General features: G+C 60.5%; 22 protein-coding genes. All 22 read right to left on the bottom strand.

Annotated elements, in window-relative coordinates; all coding sequences use genetic code 11:
- Positions 1–58 precede the first annotated feature (58 nt).
- Positions 59–1,084, bottom strand: a complete 1,026-nt coding sequence (locus PAE61_RS05920; protein WP_271114416.1) for an amino acid ABC transporter substrate-binding protein — start codon at positions 1,082–1,084, stop codon at positions 59–61.
- 121 nt (positions 1,085–1,205) lie between these two features.
- Positions 1,206–1,916 (bottom strand): ATP12 family chaperone protein, encoded by a 711-nt coding sequence (locus PAE61_RS05915; RefSeq protein ID WP_271114415.1) that lies wholly within the window; start codon positions 1,914–1,916, stop codon positions 1,206–1,208.
- Positions 1,913–2,566 (bottom strand): HAD-IA family hydrolase, encoded by a 654-nt coding sequence (locus PAE61_RS05910; protein WP_271114414.1) that lies wholly within the window; start codon positions 2,564–2,566, stop codon positions 1,913–1,915. Before PAE61_RS05910 ends, PAE61_RS05915 begins: the two co-directional genes overlap by 4 nt.
- Positions 2,566–3,606 (bottom strand): RluA family pseudouridine synthase, encoded by a 1,041-nt coding sequence (locus tag PAE61_RS05905; RefSeq protein ID WP_271114413.1) that lies wholly within the window; start codon positions 3,604–3,606, stop codon positions 2,566–2,568. Before PAE61_RS05905 ends, PAE61_RS05910 begins: the two co-directional genes overlap by 1 nt.
- Positions 3,603–3,977 carry a fluoride efflux transporter CrcB gene (gene crcB / locus PAE61_RS05900; RefSeq protein WP_271114412.1) on the bottom strand — a complete coding sequence of 125 codons (375 nt, stop codon included), beginning with the start codon at positions 3,975–3,977 and terminating at the stop codon, positions 3,603–3,605. Before crcB ends, PAE61_RS05905 begins: the two co-directional genes overlap by 4 nt.
- Positions 3,974–4,411, bottom strand: a complete 438-nt coding sequence (locus PAE61_RS05895; RefSeq protein WP_271114411.1) for a DUF6314 family protein — start codon at positions 4,409–4,411, stop codon at positions 3,974–3,976. Before PAE61_RS05895 ends, crcB begins: the two co-directional genes overlap by 4 nt.
- Before the next feature lie 9 nt (positions 4,412–4,420).
- Positions 4,421–5,749: a replication-associated recombination protein A gene (locus tag PAE61_RS05890; RefSeq protein WP_271114410.1), complete on the bottom strand. Its 1,329-nt coding sequence runs from the start codon at positions 5,747–5,749 to the stop codon at positions 4,421–4,423.
- 42 nt (positions 5,750–5,791) lie between these two features.
- Entirely contained in the window at positions 5,792–6,382 is a 591-nt protein-coding gene (locus PAE61_RS05885; RefSeq protein WP_271114409.1) for an acyl-homoserine-lactone synthase, read from the bottom strand.
- 56 nt (positions 6,383–6,438) lie between these two features.
- On the bottom strand, positions 6,439–7,050 hold the full coding sequence (locus PAE61_RS05880) for an autoinducer binding domain-containing protein (RefSeq protein ID WP_271114408.1): 612 nt from the start codon (positions 7,048–7,050) through the stop codon (positions 6,439–6,441).
- A 257-nt stretch (positions 7,051–7,307) separates the two neighbouring features.
- Positions 7,308–7,727, bottom strand: a complete 420-nt coding sequence (gene rplQ, locus PAE61_RS05875) for a 50S ribosomal protein L17 (RefSeq protein ID WP_271114407.1) — start codon at positions 7,725–7,727, stop codon at positions 7,308–7,310.
- 166 nt (positions 7,728–7,893) lie between these two features.
- Entirely contained in the window at positions 7,894–8,910 is a 1,017-nt protein-coding gene (locus PAE61_RS05870; protein WP_271114406.1) for a DNA-directed RNA polymerase subunit alpha, read from the bottom strand.
- 117 nt (positions 8,911–9,027) lie between these two features.
- Complete coding sequence (gene rpsK, locus PAE61_RS05865) at positions 9,028–9,417, bottom strand: 30S ribosomal protein S11 (protein WP_271114405.1); 390 nt, start codon at positions 9,415–9,417, stop codon at positions 9,028–9,030.
- Between the two features lie 12 nt (positions 9,418–9,429).
- Entirely contained in the window at positions 9,430–9,798 is a 369-nt protein-coding gene (gene rpsM / locus PAE61_RS05860) for a 30S ribosomal protein S13 (RefSeq protein WP_271114404.1), read from the bottom strand.
- A gap of 232 nt (positions 9,799–10,030) precedes the next feature.
- On the bottom strand, positions 10,031–10,684 hold the full coding sequence (locus PAE61_RS05855) for an adenylate kinase (RefSeq protein ID WP_271114403.1): 654 nt from the start codon (positions 10,682–10,684) through the stop codon (positions 10,031–10,033).
- Between the two features lie 35 nt (positions 10,685–10,719).
- Complete coding sequence (gene secY / locus PAE61_RS05850) at positions 10,720–12,093, bottom strand: preprotein translocase subunit SecY (RefSeq protein WP_271114402.1); 1,374 nt, start codon at positions 12,091–12,093, stop codon at positions 10,720–10,722.
- Positions 12,094–12,217: 124 nt separating this feature from the next.
- Positions 12,218–12,703 carry a 50S ribosomal protein L15 gene (gene rplO / locus PAE61_RS05845; protein WP_271114401.1) on the bottom strand — a complete coding sequence of 162 codons (486 nt, stop codon included), beginning with the start codon at positions 12,701–12,703 and terminating at the stop codon, positions 12,218–12,220.
- A 274-nt stretch (positions 12,704–12,977) separates the two neighbouring features.
- Entirely contained in the window at positions 12,978–13,166 is a 189-nt protein-coding gene (gene rpmD / locus PAE61_RS05840; protein WP_181745607.1) for a 50S ribosomal protein L30, read from the bottom strand.
- A 12-nt stretch (positions 13,167–13,178) separates the two neighbouring features.
- Positions 13,179–13,775 carry a 30S ribosomal protein S5 gene (gene rpsE / locus PAE61_RS05835; protein ID WP_271114400.1) on the bottom strand — a complete coding sequence of 199 codons (597 nt, stop codon included), beginning with the start codon at positions 13,773–13,775 and terminating at the stop codon, positions 13,179–13,181.
- 131 nt (positions 13,776–13,906) lie between these two features.
- Positions 13,907–14,266 (bottom strand): 50S ribosomal protein L18, encoded by a 360-nt coding sequence (rplR, locus tag PAE61_RS05830; protein WP_271114399.1) that lies wholly within the window; start codon positions 14,264–14,266, stop codon positions 13,907–13,909.
- 11 nt (positions 14,267–14,277) lie between these two features.
- Positions 14,278–14,811, bottom strand: coding sequence for a 50S ribosomal protein L6 (gene rplF / locus PAE61_RS05825; protein ID WP_271114398.1), 534 nt, complete (start codon positions 14,809–14,811; stop codon positions 14,278–14,280).
- Positions 14,812–14,821: 10 nt separating this feature from the next.
- The gene (gene rpsH, locus PAE61_RS05820) at positions 14,822–15,220 is read right to left on the bottom strand and encodes a 30S ribosomal protein S8 (protein WP_271114397.1); all 399 of its coding nucleotides are present in this window, start codon (positions 15,218–15,220) and stop codon (positions 14,822–14,824) included.
- Between the two features lie 10 nt (positions 15,221–15,230).
- On the bottom strand, positions 15,231–15,536 hold the full coding sequence (rpsN, locus tag PAE61_RS05815; protein ID WP_271114396.1) for a 30S ribosomal protein S14: 306 nt from the start codon (positions 15,534–15,536) through the stop codon (positions 15,231–15,233).
- Positions 15,537–15,545 lie beyond the last annotated feature (9 nt).

Below are 15,545 nucleotides of genomic sequence, written 5' to 3'. Positions count from 1 at the left end.
TCGTCTGGCAAAAACGCGCGGGTTTCTCCCGCGCGTTTTAAATTTTCGTCACAATGGATCAGCGGAACGGCATCGCATAGATCAGACCGCCCTGGGTCCATTGCGCATTCAGCCCGCGAGCCAGACCGATCGGAGTTTCCTCGCCAATGGTCTTGGCGAAGATCTCGCCGTAATTGCCTGACGCCTTGATCGCCCGTTTCGCCCAGTCGGCATCCAGCCCGATCATCGCACCCAGATCGCCGGTCGTCCCCAGCAGGCGCTGAACCTCGGGGTTTTCGGAATTGCTGGCCAGCTCGTCGATATTGGCCGAGGTCACGCCATATTCTTCGGCCGCGATCAGCGCATAGAGCGTCCAGCGGACGATATCGCCCCAGTTATTGTCGCCGTGACGGACGACCGGGCCAAGCGGTTCCTTCGAGATGATCTCGGGCAGGATGATATGATCGTCGGGATTGGCGAAAGCCGCGCGCGTCGCCGCCAGACCCGATGCATCGGTCGTATAGGCATCGCATGCCCCGGCCATATATTGCTGCTCACCCTCAGCATTGCTGTCGATATTGACCGGCTGGTATTCCATGTTGTTGGCGCGGAAATAATCGGCCAGATTCAGTTCCGTCGTGGTGCCGGTCTGAATGCAGATCGTCGCACCGCCCAGTTCCTTTGCCGAGGAAACGCCAAGCGACCGGGGGACCATGAAGCCCTGCCCGTCATAATAGTTGATCCCGGCGAAATCCAGATTCAGGTCGGTATCGCGCGAGAAGGTCCAGGTCGAGTTGCGCGACAGGATATCGACCTCACCTGAGGCAAGAGCCGTGAACCGCGTCTGCCCGGTGGTCGGCACATATTTGACCTTCGTCGGATCGCCAAGGACAGCAGCCGCAACGGCCTTGCAGATGGCGATGTCGAATCCGGTCCAGTTGCCGTTCGCATCAGGCGACGCAAAGCCGACAAGCCCCGCATTCACACCGCAGATCAGTTGATCGCGGCCTTTGACCTCTGCCAAGGTATCGCCTTCGTCGGCAAACCCCGCGCCGGTCGAAAGTAGTGTTGCAACGGCTGCGCCGAAACAGACGGTTCTCTTCATGAGTAGCCCTTCCCAATGAGGCGGCGCTGCCGCCGTTCCCTGTCGGCGGGTCATCCAGACCCAATGGGCGATATTGTGCCGATCAGCCGCCATGCGTCAAGTTTGCTGTAAACTCAACCCCTCAGGAACGCAGCAGTCCCAGAAGCCGCTCGGCATTCAGCATGGCTATGCGGCGGTTGGCGGCAGCCTCTGCGGCCTCATCGTCATGACCCCAGTTTTCCGCCTGATATTCCTCATCTATCCGCGATAATGCGAAGGCTTCTTCCGCTGTGAGACGGCCATAAAAAACCGCAAGCCCGAGGATCAGAGATCCGGGAAGTGTCACAAGATCGTGCAGGGCCGTCAATTCGAACGGATCAAGCGAATCCAGCCGTTCACGCAACCGCGCAAGCGCCGCCGGGTCCTGTCCGACCGGCATGACTCCACTGGTCACGGCAAGCGGTGCATCCAGTTCCCGCGCCGACCAGTCCAGCAGCGGATCCCATCCCGTCGCCTGACGGGCGGCAAGCTCGGCTGCGCCGTCGGCACGGTAAGATAGCAGATCCGTACCGCCATAAGCCGCCAGCATATCGGCGACCGCACCGAATTGCGGCGAGACTTTCTCGATGGCGGAATTCGCCGCGCGGGTCAGCGGCATGGCTTCAGGGTCGATCACATCGTCCTGCGCGTCCCATTCCGCCGCAATCGCTTCGGCCAGAGCACGGACCGGCAGGATCAAAGGATGCTTGCCGGGCGTCATCACCGGCCTGCCGTCAAGCGTGACGCGCCAGCCTTCACCCTCTTGCCCGACACTTGCGGATTTCCAGAAACGTCGCGCCTTCCACTCGCTCATGCGGCCCAGTCTCCGATCATGCTCAGAAGCATCGGGAAATCATCCGCGACAGGCACATCGTAACCGGACAGAGTCTCAGCCGGATGATAGCCCCACGAAACGCCGATGGCCGCCGTCCCCGCCGCTTTCGCCATTTCGATATCGTATTCCGTGTCCCCGATCATCAGCGCATCGGCAGGATCGATCCCGGCCTCGTCACAGGCCGAAAGCAGCATTTCGGGATGCGGCTTGGAGGGGTGATTATCCGCCGTCTGAAGCGTAACAAAAAAACGGCGCAGATCGCGATGATCCAGCATCGCATCCAGCCCGCGGCGCGATTTCCCCGTCGCGATCCCCAGCAAAACATCGTCCCGGTGGGATAGAGCCTCAAGGCAATCGGATGCGCCGGGATAAAGCGGTGCCTCTTCCTCGATCCGGCGCGTCATGAAGGCCTGCCGATAGGCCGAGACAATCGCCTCTTGCTGCGCCCCCGCGGCCTCGGGGGCCAGCCTGCCGACCGCAAGCGGCAAGGACAGCCCGACAATGGACAGGACCCGGGAGCGGTCCGCCGGCGGCATTCCGACCGATTCAAACGCGGCTCCCATCGCCCCGACGATCAGGGCCTGACTGTCGATCAGCGTACCGTCCACATCAAACACGACAAGCTTCATCAGATGTCCTCGAACGGGTCGGCGGGCACGTCGTTTTCATACCAGCCAAGCGTTTTCCAGGTCCGTTTCATGTGATCCGGCAGAGGAGCGGTCAGATTGACAGACTGCTTCGTGACCGGATGCACGAAGGAAATGCTGCGGGCATGCAGATGCAGCTTGCGGCTGATCTCTCCGCCAAGCTGCGCCCCCCAGCCATCGCCCAGATTTTCCTGCCCCGAGCCGCCATATTTGCCGTCACCCACAATCGGATGACCAAGCTCGGCCATATGCGCACGCAGTTGATGCGTCCGTCCCGTCACCGGCACAAGCGCACACCAGCTGACCCTCTGCGCCAGATTATCCAGCACGGCATAATCCGTGGTGGCCCGCTTGGCACCTTCGGTCGAGGCAATGTCGCGCGGATGGATGGCGACCATCTTTTCGCCCTCTCCGCCGCGCCCATGCCCGCCAGTCTTGACCAGTCCGAAACGGACCGTGCCCATGCGCGGACTGGGAACACCTGCAACAGCGGCCCAGTAGATCTTGCGGGTGGTGCGGGCACGAAACGCCTCGGACAGCAACCGCGCGATGCGGTCTGTCCGGGCCAGAAGCAGAATGCCCGACGTATCCTTGTCCAGCCGGTGAACCAGCTTGGGCTTTTCCTTATAGCCGAATTTCAGCGCCTCGCTCAGCCCGTCGACATGGCGGTTACCCTGACCCGAGCCGCCTTGCGAGGGCAGGCCGGGCGGCTTGTTGATGGCGATAATATGCTGATCCTTCCAGATCACCGAGGCTTCGATCATCCGTGCATCGCTCTCGGGGATCTTCGCGGTCTCCACCCGGGGCGGCGGCGCGTCCGGCAGAGGCGGGATGCGCACCTCCTGCCCGGCCTCGATCCGCGTATTCGCCTTCACCCGGCCCCCATCGACGCGAAGCTCTCCCTTCCGGCACATTTTTTCGACTGCACCCTGAGTAAGCTGCGGAAAGCGCTTCTTCAGCCAGCGATCCAGCCGCTGATCGCCTTCCTCGCCCGGGATGCGGATCGTCTGAACACCACTCATGCGAAAACCGCCCTGCCCAAAGCCAGACCGGCAATGATCGCCGCCAGCGACAACAGCACCGAGGCCACGACATATCCGGCTGCCAGCCCGGTCTGACCACGCTCCCATAATGTCAGCGTGTCCAGCGAGAACGCGGAAAACGTGGTGAAACCGCCCAGAATGCCGGTCAGCAGCAGCGGCGCAAGATGCTGCCCGCCACGTTCGGCCAGCAGAACGGCCAGTAATCCCATCGCGAAAGAACCGACGATATTCACCGTCAGCGTCCCCACCGGAAACCCCGGACCCGCCATGCGCATGGCAGCGATATTGACAGCATATCGCGCCGACGCACCTGCTGCGCCCCCGATTGCCACTTGCAGAAAATTGTTCATGGCGCAGCCTTGGCCCCTTGCCGGGGCGCTGTCAACGCATCCGCATCGTAAACACTGCGGATAACATAGGATTTGCGCGGCCCCTCGACGTGCCAGACCGACGACCAGACGGGCCATCCGGAGAAATCATAGGCGACATCATAGATATCCGGCGCACAATGATGACGTGCCCGAGGCGTCGGCGCATCCGGATCGAAGCTGTGAAAGAAGCGGCCATCCGGGAAAAAAACCGCGATCACGCCAGCCTCCTGACGCCATATGAAATCACGCGTGGCCCGAAGTTGCACCTGCCCCGGAAGCAGCAACTGTCCCTCTTCCGCATAGGCAGCACCCTGCCCGGATCGGGATATCAGCGCCGTACCCTCGAACCGCGCTCCGGTCGAAATATCCCGCCTGAGCCGCCATCGCCCCAGAAAACGGCTCAGCAGATCCATAGCCCGCCTTCAACTTCCACGTTTCGCGCGTTGCGTGACGAACCAGTCCAGCCGCTTTTTCAGCTCACGCTCGAAGCCACGCTCAACCGGGGTGTAGAACACCGGGCGTTTCACGCCTTCGGGGAAGTAGTTCTGCCCGCTGAACGCGTCCTCTGCCTCATGGTCATAGGCATAACCCGCGCCATATCCCTGCTCTTTCATCAGCTTTGTCGGCGCGTTGAGGATATGGGCAGGCGGCATCAGGCTGCCGGTTTTCTTCGCCTCTCTTTTGGCGGCGCTGAAGGCCATATATCCGGCATTGGATTTCGGCGCGAGCGCCAGATAGATCACCGCCTGCGCAAGCGCCAGTTCGCCTTCGGGGCTGCCGAGCCGCTCATACAGCGCCCATGCATCCAGGCAATGCCGCTGCGCCGCCGGATCGGCCAGGCCGATATCCTCAATCGCCATGCGGGTGATGCGGCGGGCGAGATATCGGGGATCTTCGCCCCCTTCCAGCATGCGGGCCAACCAGTACAGCGCCGCATCCGGATCGCTGCCGCGCACGGATTTATGCAGGGCCGAGATCAGGTTGTAATGCTCATCCCCCGACTTGTCATATTTCGCCGCCCGCCGCATCAGCCGCGCAGACAGCGCATCCGGGTCAAGCGGTGTGTCGGTTTTCCACGCCATCACCTGCTCGATCAGGTTCAGCGCCGCGCGGCCATCGCCATCCGCCATTTCCAGCAATGCCTCACGCGCGGCACCGGTCAGCGGCAGGGCGCGACCGAATTCCTTTTCGGCACGCTGCGCCAACAACTCAAGATCGGCAAGGCTGAGCCTGTCCAGCACGATCACCTGAGCACGCGACAACAGCGCCGCATTCAGTTCGAAGCTGGGGTTTTCGGTGGTCGCGCCGACAAGAAGGATCGTGCCATCTTCCATATGCGGCAGGAAACTATCCTGCTGAGCCTTGTTGAAACGGTGGATCTCATCGACGAAAAGCAGCGTCCCGCCGCCCTGCTGACGGCGCAGCTTCGCGGCCTCGAACACTTTGCGCAGTTCCGGGACACCAGAGAAAATCGCGCTGATCTGCACGAATTTCAGATCGGTTTCATCCGCCAGAAGTCGCGCGATCGTGGTCTTCCCGACGCCCGGAGGCCCCCACAGGATCAGCGAGGACAGGCTGCCCGCCGCCAGCATCGCGCCCAGAGGGCCTTCGCGGTCAAGCACCTTCCCCTGCCCGATCACATCGGACAGCGAGCGCGGCCTGATCCGGTCCGCCAGCGGAGCCGCACGGAGGCTGGTATCAGGTCCGGAACCGAATTGCGGTTCCGGAGGGTTATCAAACAAATCGGCCATAACGGGCGAACATTACGCCGCCCGCCTGCCGCAAGAAAAGGGTCAGTGTAGCTTTTGAACCAAATTCGTCGCGACGACCTGGAATTCGCCATCGTCGAACTGCATGACCGGCCCCATCGCCTCGCCCTCCATACCGCAACGGCGATACCAACGCGGCCAATTCGAGTTGATCAACCCGATATGACGGGTCGCGCCAAGCTCTCGCGCGGCTTGATTAAGCCCGTCAATCAACTGGGCATGCACCTTGCGGCGAATCCCCATCGGCACGGCATGGCTGACGAAAACACGGCTGGATTCCCAGATGTAGTCATCGACCGGAGCCTCGTCAAAGAGGAGGTTCTGCGGGATTGAGCCGCCCAGAATACCACGCTGGGCATCACGGATCATGTAGGAGTAAATGCCGCAATGTGCAGTTGTTGGGGTCAGGCGGATGCCGGCAAGCACCTCACCGCGTTCATGGACAGCAACCCAACGCGATGCGGGGGTATCGTACTGGTCGAACTCCATCCCCTCTGCTTGCGGGAGGTCCCAATTATTCTGGACGATAAAGCTCTGTCTGCGTGCACGAAGAATATTGGCAAAAAGTTCACCGTGAGTGTGCATATTGGCGAAGGAAATTGTCGTCGTCTGCATTGTATTTTCTCCTGGGATTGTTGAGTGGCCTCAGGCGCACATCCTCAGGCGTCGATCTATAGCAGACGGTACTCCTTGGCCCGCTGGAGTGCCTCGGCTGTGGTTCTGGCCATAAGCCGTTCCCGCGCCGAGATAAGCCGCGCCTTGAATGCGCTCTCCGTAATACCAAGTTTGGCAGCCGCTGCCGCATGACGATCACCCTCTGCAATGCACCGAAGGGCCTCGATCTGAGCCTTCGTGAGGCTCTCCGGCGGCTCCGTAATGTCGTGGAGTCGGCGGATCAGTTTCGAGATGTCTTCGATCTCGGAATCTGTATATTCTCGGTCGCTACGGGTCATTCCTCCGATGGTACGGGAACTGATCGGCCCGCAGGAAACCGCGATGCCGAACTTCATCCCAAAGCGAGCTGCTTCAGCCATGATGCCAAACGGATCGGGAACCGGCAATGCAGACCAACGGCTTGAGCCGTTGGCAGAAAAGCCCCAGGCGATCATCGGATCGCGCAATGCATAGGCCTTCGCCGAATAATGATCCTGCCATTCTTGCGAATAGGTCTGAAACTGCAGGATTGGCGCTGCAAAACGAATATGCAGCCCAATGAAGTAGCCTCTGGGTGCAAGCGGTTTCAGCTTGCGAAGAGTGGCAGAAATCTCGGCTCTGGTAGGCATAGTGAATTTGCTAAGTCGTCTTTGTTAAGCACTTGGGCAGAATGGCGCGTTTACCCTGATAAGTGAAGTACATTTGTTATTTACAAGTGAAAGCTGCAAACATTCATTGAAAGTGAGCTATAAATATAACGCTTAATAAAGTTAGTACAGCCATTCCAAACTCAGTCAGGACGGCAACCTGACGATACGACCTCCCATAAATGAATTCGCCCCGCTGCGGGATGCGCGAGCGGGGCGAATTCACTGTTTTCTAAAAATCAATCTTCTAGGTCGTCTTCCGCCTCGACGCGGGCGCGGTCAGCAGCGCCTTTTGCCGCAGGATCGCGGTCGACAAGCTCGATGATCGCCATCGGCGCCATGTCGCCATAGCGGAAACCGGCTTTCAGAACCCGGACATATCCGCCCTGGCGATCCTTGTAGCGTGCGCCAAGTTCTTCGAATAACTTTACAACATGGCTGTCCTGCTTCAGCTGCGCTGCCGCCTGGCGACGCGCATGCAGGTCACCGCGCTTGGCGAGGGTGATCAGCTTCTCGACGATGGGACGCAGTTCCTTCGCCTTGGGCAGGGTGGTCTTGATCTGTTCATGTTCGATCAGCGAACCAGCCATATTGGCGAACAGCGCCTTGCGGTGTTCGTGGGTACGGTTGAGACGGCGATAGCCGCGAGCGTGACGCATGATGTTTCTCCTTTAACGTCTTTTGCTTTGTCCGGCGGTCCATGCGTGCGGACCGCTCTCCTTGGGGCGGGATGCCCATGCCTTGCGGCGTTTTCCGGGGGCGACGCCTGTGCATCGCGCGTACACAGAATGTACACAGGGCGTATGACGCCCCCGGTATTCCTTATCAGAAATGGTCGTCGAAACGCTTGGCCAGATCTTCGATATTCTCCGGCGGCCAGTCGACCACATCCATGCCCAGATGCAGGCCCATGCCCGACAGCACTTCCTTGATCTCGTTCAGCGACTTGCGGCCGAAATTCGGGGTGCGCAGCATCTCGGCTTCGGTTTTCTGGATTAGATCACCGATATAGACGATATTGTCGTTCTTCAGGCAGTTGGCCGACCGGACCGACAGTTCCAGTTCATCGACCTTCTTCAGCAGACGCGGATCGAATTCCAGACCGTCATCGCTGTCCTGCGCACGGGCGGCTTCCGGCTCATCGAAGTTGACGAACACGGAAAGCTGGTCCTGAAGGATACGCGCCGCATAAGCCACGGCATCTTCCGGGGTCAGCGAACCGTCGGTTTCGACCTTCATCGTCAGCTTGTCATAATCCAGCACCTGACCTTCGCGGGTCGGGGTGACTTCATAGCTGACACGCTTGACCGGCGAGAAGATCGCGTCGATCGGGATCAGCCCGATGGGCGCGTCCTCGGGACGGTTCTTGTCGGCGGCGACATAGCCCTTGCCGCTGGCGACGGTCAGTTCCATGCTCAGATCGGCGCCGTCATCCAGATGGCAGATGACATGATCGCGGTTCAGTACGGTGATTCCGGCGGTTTCCTGAATATCGCCGGCCTTCACCTCGCCCGGACCTTTGGCGGTCAGGGTCAGGCGCTTGGTGCCATCGACATCCATTTTCAGCGTCACGCCCTTGAGGTTCAGGACGATATCGGTCACGTCCTCGCGCACACCGGCGACGGACGAAAATTCATGCAGCACATTGTCGATCTGCACGCTGGTGATGGCCGCGCCCTGAAGCGAGGACAGCAGCACACGGCGCAGCGCGTTGCCGAGCGTCAGGCCGAAGCCACGCTCCAGCGGTTCGGCAGTGACGGTCGCGGTGCGGGTCGCGTCAGCGCCGGTCTTGATATCAAGCTGCGTCGGCTTGATCAGCTCGGCCCAGTTTTTATGGATCATGCGTTTGCCTCCATTCCAGTTCCGGCCCCATGATCGTGGTCCGGAACGCCCGAGGTGAAATGCGAAAATCCCACACGCGCCGCAGCAATGCAGCGCGTGCAGGCAGTTCAGGTCTGATCAGACGCGACGACGCTTCGGCGGGCGAACGCCGTTATGCGCGATCGGGGTCACATCGCGGATCGCGGTGATGTTGAAACCAACAGCCGCAAGCGCACGCAGAGCCGATTCGCGGCCAGAGCCGGGGCCCTGAACTTCGACTTCCAGCGTGCGGACGCCATGTTCCTGCGCCTTCTTGCCGGCGTCTTCAGCGGCCATCTGGGCAGCGTAAGGGGTCGATTTCCGCGACCCCTTGAAGCCCATCGTACCGGCCGAGGACCACGCAATCGCGTTGCCCTGCACATCCGAGATCAGGATCTTGGTGTTGTTGAACGAGCTGTTCACATGCGCGACGCCAGCCGCGATGTTCTTACGCTCTTTGCGCTTGGTGCGCACCTTATCACGTGCCATATGCCTGCCTCCTTACTTCTTCTTGCCGGCGATGGGTTTCGCCGGGCCCTTGCGGGTGCGGGCATTGGTGTGGGTGCGCTGACCGCGGACCGGAAGGCCGCGGCGGTGACGCAGACCGCGATAGGACCCCAGATCCATCAGACGCTTGATGTTCATCTGGTTCTCACGGCGCAGATCGCCTTCAACGGTCAGATTGCCGTCGATATATTCGCGGATCTGCAGAACTTCGGCATCCGAAAGCTCATTGACACGACGCGATGCGTCGATGCCCACAGCCTCGATGATCTGATTGGCAAAGGCCGGACCAATGCCGTGGATATAGGTCAGTGCGATGGGGACACGTTTCCCCGTCGGAATATTGACGCCAGCAATACGAGCCACGCGTTATCCTTTTCATGTTGCGGTTCCGTAGCGCCGGAACCTTTTTTCACAACCGAAGGCCCGAAAGACGGCTTTCGGGCCTGATCGAGTTCACCGGAATGGTGATTCCCCTTGCGGGATGCCGTGAGGTAGTCACGAATTGACGCTTTGTCAACTGCGGGAATGCGGAAGGGGGCTCTGCCCCCGGCCTTCGGCCTCCCCCGGGATATTTCCGCCAGGCTGAATGACGCTGTCAGAGCTTATCGAGCGCCGTTTTCATCTGTGCTGCGACCTCATCGACCGAGGCGAGACCGTTGACCGGATGCAGCTTCTCCTTGGCGTAATAATAGCCGATCAGAGGCGAGGTTTTCTTGTAATATTCAAGAAGACGGGTCTTCAGGCTTTCCTCATTATCGTCGGCGCGGCGGCGCAGATCGGTCGAGCCGCAGGCGTCGCAGACGCCTTCCTCCGCGGACGGTTTGGTCTTGTCATGATAGACCTCGCCGCAATTTCCGCAGGTATAACGGCCCGAGATCCGCTCAACCAGGGCGGTGTCATCGACCTGCATTTCGATCACGACATCCACATTCTGCTTCAGGCCTTCCAGCAATTCACCCAAGGCATCGGCCTGTTTCAGCGTACGCGGGAAACCGTCGAAGATGAAACCCGGCGCGTCGGAGCCTTCCAGCTTTTCACGGATCAGGCCGACAACGATTTCATCGGTGACCAACTGGCCCTTATCCATGACCTCAGCCACGACCTTGCCCATCTCGGTCCCGGAAGAACGCGCTTCGCGCAGCATATCCCCGGTGGAAAGCTGGACCAGCCCCCGTTCCTCGACCAGACGGCGCGCCTGAGTTCCCTTGCCCGCGCCGGGCGGTCCGAGCAGAATGATATTAACGGTCATGACTGGTCCCTCTTCCCTCTTTTAGGACCGGCGCATCAACGGCGCGCCGGGGCCTTGCGTTTTTTCGGTTTGCCGCTTCCTTGCCGACCTTTACCGCGCAGCTGCGACTTCTCGATCAGACCCTCATATTGATGGGCAAGCAAGTGGCTTTGCACCTGATTGATCGTATCCATCGTCACCGACACGACGATCAGCACCGAGGTGCCGCCGAAATAGAAGGGAACGGCAAGCTGGCTGCGGATGATTTCCGGCAGCAGACACACTGCGGCAAGATAGACCGAACCGATGACCAGGACACGATTGACCACATAATCGAGGAATTCCTCGGTCCGTTTGCCGGGGCGGATGCCGGGAATATAGCCGCCCTGATTCTTCAGATTTTCCGCGACATCGTCGGATTTGAAGGCCACGTTCTGCGTGTAGAAATAGGCGAAGAAAATGATCATCGCCGCGAAGAAGACCAGATAAAGCGGCTGTCCGGGGCCGAAATAGGCCAGCACGCGCGACATGATCGGTCCGGTCTGATTGCCCGAGAAGGTCGAGATCGTCACCGGCAGCAGCAGCAGCGAACTGGCGAAGATCGCCGGAATCACACCTGCCGGGTTGACCTTGATCGGCAGATGCGAGGATTGCCCGTCATAGATCTTCATCCCCACCTGACGGCGCGGATACTGGATGGCGATCTTGCGCAGCGCACGCTCCATGAAGACGACGAAGCCGATCACGGCGACGACCATCACGATTACGCCCAGTGTAACGAAGGTCGAGCCGCGCGACGCGCCCTGAGCCAGAAACTGCGCCAGCGCTCCGGGGATTTCCGCCACGATCCCGACGAAGATGATCAGCGAAATCCCGTTACCGATACCGCGGGCGGTAATCTGCTCACCCAGCCACATCAGGAACATGGTGCCGCCGACAAGGGTGATCACGACCGAGGCCTGGAAGAAAGCGCCCGGATCATGGGCCAGCCCGCCTGCTTCAAGGCTGCGTGCAAGCCCATAGGCCTGGAACAGCGCGAGCGCGACGGTTGCATAGCGCGTGTACTGGTTGATTTTCTTGCGCCCCTGCTCGCCCTCTTTCTTAAGTTGCTCAAGCGCGGGCACCATCGACGCCAGAAGCTGCACGATGATCGAGGCCGAAATATACGGCATGATCCCAAGCGCGAAGACGCCCATCCGGCCAAGTGCGCCGCCGGTGAACATCGACAGGATGCCGCCGATCCCGGATTGCGCCTGATCCATGAAGTTGCGCAACGCCTCGCCGTCGATACCGGGAACCGGGATATAGGTGCCGAGACGATAGATGATCAGCAGTCCAAGCGTGAACCAGATTCGCTGACGAAGTTCCGTGGCCTTGCCAAGCGCCCCCCAAGAGAGGTTCGCGGCCATCTGTTCTGCGGCTGACGCCATATTATGCCCCCAAAATTCGCGGGTCGTCGTCGTGACAGCGCCGCCGGACCGGTTGAGATCCCGCGGCGCTCAAGGAAAACTCGGTTGTGTATGTAAGGGGACCCGCGCCCCCTCACAAGCACAATTACTCGGCGGCGGCTTCTTCGCGGGCCGGGATGGTTACGGTGATCTTGCCGCCAGCCTTCTCGACCGCTTCAATGGCCGATTTCGAGGCGCCCGCAACGGTGAGGTCCAGCTTGGCCTTCAGCTCGCCCTTGCCCAGAACGCGCACGCCGTCCAGCTTGCGGCGGATAACGCCTGCTTCGACCAGAGCATCCTCGGTCACGGCGGATTTCGCGTCCAGCTTGCCTGCGTCGATAAAGGCCTGAAGCTGGCCCAGATTGACCACGGCGTATTTCTTCGCGTTCGGCGCGGTGAAGCCACGCTTCGGCAGGCGGCGATACAGCGGCATCTGGCCGCCTTCGTAACCGTTCAGCGCAACGCCCGAACGCGAGGTCTGACCCTTGATACCACGGCCAGCGGTTTTACCCTTGCCGGAACCGGGACCACGCGCCACGCGCTTTTTCTTGCGGTTCGCGCCTTCATTATCGCGGATTTCATGCAGTTTCATATCGCTTCTCCTAAGCCGGAAACACCCCGCGAAGCGTGATGAGGTGAACACGGCGTTTCTTGGTTGTTGAGTCGCGGCACAGGCCGCGAAGCACGCCCACTAGCCCGAAACGCGCCCGGGGTCAACCGCAAGGCTGGATTTGCCGCATAACATGACCGGGGACGAGATCCTGCCCGATATGTGAGGCCCTGAAGCATATGGGCAGCACGACCCGGCAGACGTCTTCAGGCGTCGCAGAGACAAAGAAAAAGGCCGGGTCGCCCCGGCCTGTCTCTCAGTTCTTTTCTTCGATGATGACTGCCAGATGCGGGATCTTGGCGACCATGCCGCGGATCGCGGGCGTGTCTTCCAGTTCGCGCGTGCGGTGCATCTTGTTAAGGCCCAGGCCTTTCAGCGTCTCACGCTGGATGGCGGGGCGGCGGATCGGCGAGCCGATCTGCTTGACGACGATGGTTTTTGCCATGTTGCCCTCTCCTTACGCCTCAGCCGAGGTCACGGTGGCATCGGTGCCAACGCTGGTCTCGGGTGCCTTGTCCTGCGACGGCAGGATATCGGCGACCTTCTTGCCGCGGCGCTGAGCGACCGAGCGGGGCGAGGCTTCCGATTTCAGACCGTCCAGAGTGGCGCGGATCATGTTGTAAGGGTTCTGCGAACCCAGCGATTTCGCTACGACGTCCTGAACGCCCAGCATCTCGAACACGGCACGCATCGGACCACCGGCGATGATCCCGGTACCGGGAACGGCGGTGCGCATCACGACGCGGCCCGCGCCATGACGGCCGGTGGTGTCGTGGTGCAGGGTGCGACCGTCACGCAGCGGTACGCGGATCAGGTTGCGCTTGGCCTGTTCGGTGGCCTTGCGGATCGCCTCGGGCACCTCTTTGGCCTTGCCCTTGCCGAAGCCGACACGGCCCCGCTGATCGCCGACAACGACCAGAGCGGCAAAGCCGAAGCGCTTACCACCCTTGACGGTTTTCGACACACGGTTGATCGCGACCAGACGGTCGGCGAATTCCGGAGTTTCCTCGCGCTGTTCGCGGCGGCCGCCCCGGCGGTTCTCACGTTCTGCCATTCGGCATTCCTTCTTTGGTGGCGCGTTTCTTCGGCGCCGTTCAACTCAATCCAGGTGGGCAGGCAGGCAATAGCCCCCTGCCCCCGGATCATCGGGACGGCGCACCGACAAGGTCGCGCCGCCCACAGGAATCAGAACTTCAGACCGCCTTCGCGGGCTGCATCGGCAAGCGCCTTGATCTTGCCGTGGAAAAGGAAGCCGCCACGGTCGAAGACGACTTCTTCGACACCGGCTTTCTTCGCCCGTTCTGCAATCGCCGAACCCACCTTCGCGGCAGCTTCGACATTGTTCTTGCCGACCACGCCCAGATCCTTTTCCAGCGTGGAGGCTGCGGCCAGCGTCCGGCCTTGCGCATCGTCGATCAGCTGGACCGAGATGTTCTTGGACGAACGGTGAACCGACAGGCGCGGGCGGCCAGTGCCTTCCGCGCGCAGCTTGTTCCGGTTGCGCAGGCGGCGCTTGAGGAACAGATCTCTCTTTTTCAGTGCCATTTTTGCGCCCCTTACTTCTTCTTACCTTCCTTGCGGAAGACATATTCGCCCTTATAGCGGATGCCCTTGCCCTTATAGGGCTCTGGCGCACGCCATTCGCGAATATTGGCGGCAACCTGACCAACAAGCTGCTGGTCGATGCCTTCCACAACGATTTCAGTCTGCTTCGGCGCGGTGATCGTCACGCCGTCGGGCGTTTCGAAATTCACCTCATGCGAATAACCGAGCGACAGTTTCAGGGTCTTGCCCTGCATCTGCGCACGATAGCCGACGCCCTGGATTTCCAGCTCTTTCTTGAAGCCGTCCGATACGCCGGTCGCCAGATTGGCCACCATCGAGCGGGTCATGCCCCATTGCTGACGCGCACGCTTGGACAGCCCGCGCGGGGTCACGGTTACCGCGCCCTCTTCCAGTTTCAGTTCGACATCGTCATTCGCCGTGAAGCTGCGCGTACCTTTCGGCCCCTTGACCTCAATCGTCTGACCCTTGATTTCGGCCGTGACGCCCTTGGGCAGTTCGACCGGTCTTTTACCAATACGAGACATACTGCCCTCCTTAGAATACGGTGCAGAGCACTTCACCGCCGACATTGGCGTTACGTGCATTTGCATCCGACATCACGCCTTTCGGCGTCGAGACGATGGAAACGCCCAGACCCTGACGGACCTGCGGGATTTCCTTGGCACCGGCATAGACGCGGCGGCCCGGCTTGGAGACGCGGGACAGCTCGCGGATAACCGGCTGGCCGTCGAAGTATTTCAGCGAGATTTCCAGCTCTTTATGGCCGGTCTCGGTGGTGACTTCTTCATAGCCGCGGATATAGCCTTCGGCCTGCAGCACATCCAGAACCCATGCGCGAAGCTTGGAGGCCGGGGTGCGGACGGTCGATTTGCCGCGCATCTGCGAGTTGCGGATACGGGTCAGCATATCGCCGAGAGGATCGTTCATATTCATATTCGCCCCCTTACCAGCTGGATTTGACCAGGCCCGGAATCGCGCCCTGAGCCCCAAGCTCACGCAGCATGATCCGGCTGAGTTTCAGTTTGCGGTAATACGCATGCGGACGGCCGGTAAGCTGGCACCGGTTGTGCAGGCGCGTGGGCGACGAGTTGCGCGGCAGTTCAGCCAGCTTCAGCGTTGCCTTGAACCGCTCTTCCATCGGGCGTTCCTGATCGTGAATGATCTCGTTCAGTTCGGCCCGCTTGGCGGCGTATTTCTTGACCAGACGCTCGCGCTTCTTCTCGCGCTCAATCATGGATTTCTTAGCCATATCTTCTTT

Origin of the sequence: Paracoccus aerodenitrificans, assembly GCF_027913215.1 — a bacterium.
Classification (GTDB): domain Bacteria; phylum Pseudomonadota; class Alphaproteobacteria; order Rhodobacterales; family Rhodobacteraceae; genus Paracoccus; species Paracoccus aerodenitrificans.
This window is presented reverse-complemented; position numbering and strand designations above follow the sequence as displayed.

Bases quoted from the DNA above. Each gene is read 5' to 3' on its own strand.
- PAE61_RS05920 (WP_271114416.1), bottom strand. From the start codon at position 1,084: ATGAAGAGAACCGTCTGTTTCGGCGCAGCCGTTGCAACACTACTTTCG.
- PAE61_RS05915 (WP_271114415.1), bottom strand. From the start codon at position 1,916: ATGAGCGAGTGGAAGGCGCGACGTTTCTGGAAATCCGCAAGTGTCGGG.
- PAE61_RS05910 (WP_271114414.1), bottom strand. From the start codon at position 2,566: ATGAAGCTTGTCGTGTTTGATGTGGACGGTACGCTGATCGACAGTCAG.
- PAE61_RS05905 (WP_271114413.1), bottom strand. From the start codon at position 3,606: ATGAGTGGTGTTCAGACGATCCGCATCCCGGGCGAGGAAGGCGATCAG.
- crcB (WP_271114412.1), bottom strand. From the start codon at position 3,977: ATGAACAATTTTCTGCAAGTGGCAATCGGGGGCGCAGCAGGTGCGTCG.
- PAE61_RS05895 (WP_271114411.1), bottom strand. From the start codon at position 4,411: ATGGATCTGCTGAGCCGTTTTCTGGGGCGATGGCGGCTCAGGCGGGAT.
- PAE61_RS05890 (WP_271114410.1), bottom strand. From the start codon at position 5,749: ATGGCCGATTTGTTTGATAACCCTCCGGAACCGCAATTCGGTTCCGGA.
- PAE61_RS05885 (WP_271114409.1), bottom strand. From the start codon at position 6,382: ATGCAGACGACGACAATTTCCTTCGCCAATATGCACACTCACGGTGAA.
- PAE61_RS05880 (WP_271114408.1), bottom strand. From the start codon at position 7,050: ATGCCTACCAGAGCCGAGATTTCTGCCACTCTTCGCAAGCTGAAACCG.
- rplQ (WP_271114407.1), bottom strand. From the start codon at position 7,727: ATGCGTCACGCTCGCGGCTATCGCCGTCTCAACCGTACCCACGAACAC.
- PAE61_RS05870 (WP_271114406.1), bottom strand. From the start codon at position 8,910: ATGATCCATAAAAACTGGGCCGAGCTGATCAAGCCGACGCAGCTTGAT.
- rpsK (WP_271114405.1), bottom strand. From the start codon at position 9,417: ATGGCACGTGATAAGGTGCGCACCAAGCGCAAAGAGCGTAAGAACATC.
- PAE61_RS05855 (WP_271114403.1), bottom strand. From the start codon at position 10,684: ATGACCGTTAATATCATTCTGCTCGGACCGCCCGGCGCGGGCAAGGGA.
- secY (WP_271114402.1), bottom strand. From the start codon at position 12,093: ATGGCGTCAGCCGCAGAACAGATGGCCGCGAACCTCTCTTGGGGGGCG.
- rplO (WP_271114401.1), bottom strand. From the start codon at position 12,703: ATGAAACTGCATGAAATCCGCGATAATGAAGGCGCGAACCGCAAGAAA.
- rpmD (WP_181745607.1), bottom strand. From the start codon at position 13,166: ATGGCAAAAACCATCGTCGTCAAGCAGATCGGCTCGCCGATCCGCCGC.
- rpsE (WP_271114400.1), bottom strand. From the start codon at position 13,775: ATGGCAGAACGTGAGAACCGCCGGGGCGGCCGCCGCGAACAGCGCGAG.
- rplR (WP_271114399.1), bottom strand. From the start codon at position 14,266: ATGGCACTGAAAAAGAGAGATCTGTTCCTCAAGCGCCGCCTGCGCAAC.
- rplF (WP_271114398.1), bottom strand. From the start codon at position 14,811: ATGTCTCGTATTGGTAAAAGACCGGTCGAACTGCCCAAGGGCGTCACG.
- rpsH (WP_271114397.1), bottom strand. From the start codon at position 15,220: ATGAATATGAACGATCCTCTCGGCGATATGCTGACCCGTATCCGCAAC.
- rpsN (WP_271114396.1), bottom strand. From the start codon at position 15,536: ATGGCTAAGAAATCCATGATTGAGCGCGAGAAGAAGCGCGAGCGTCTG.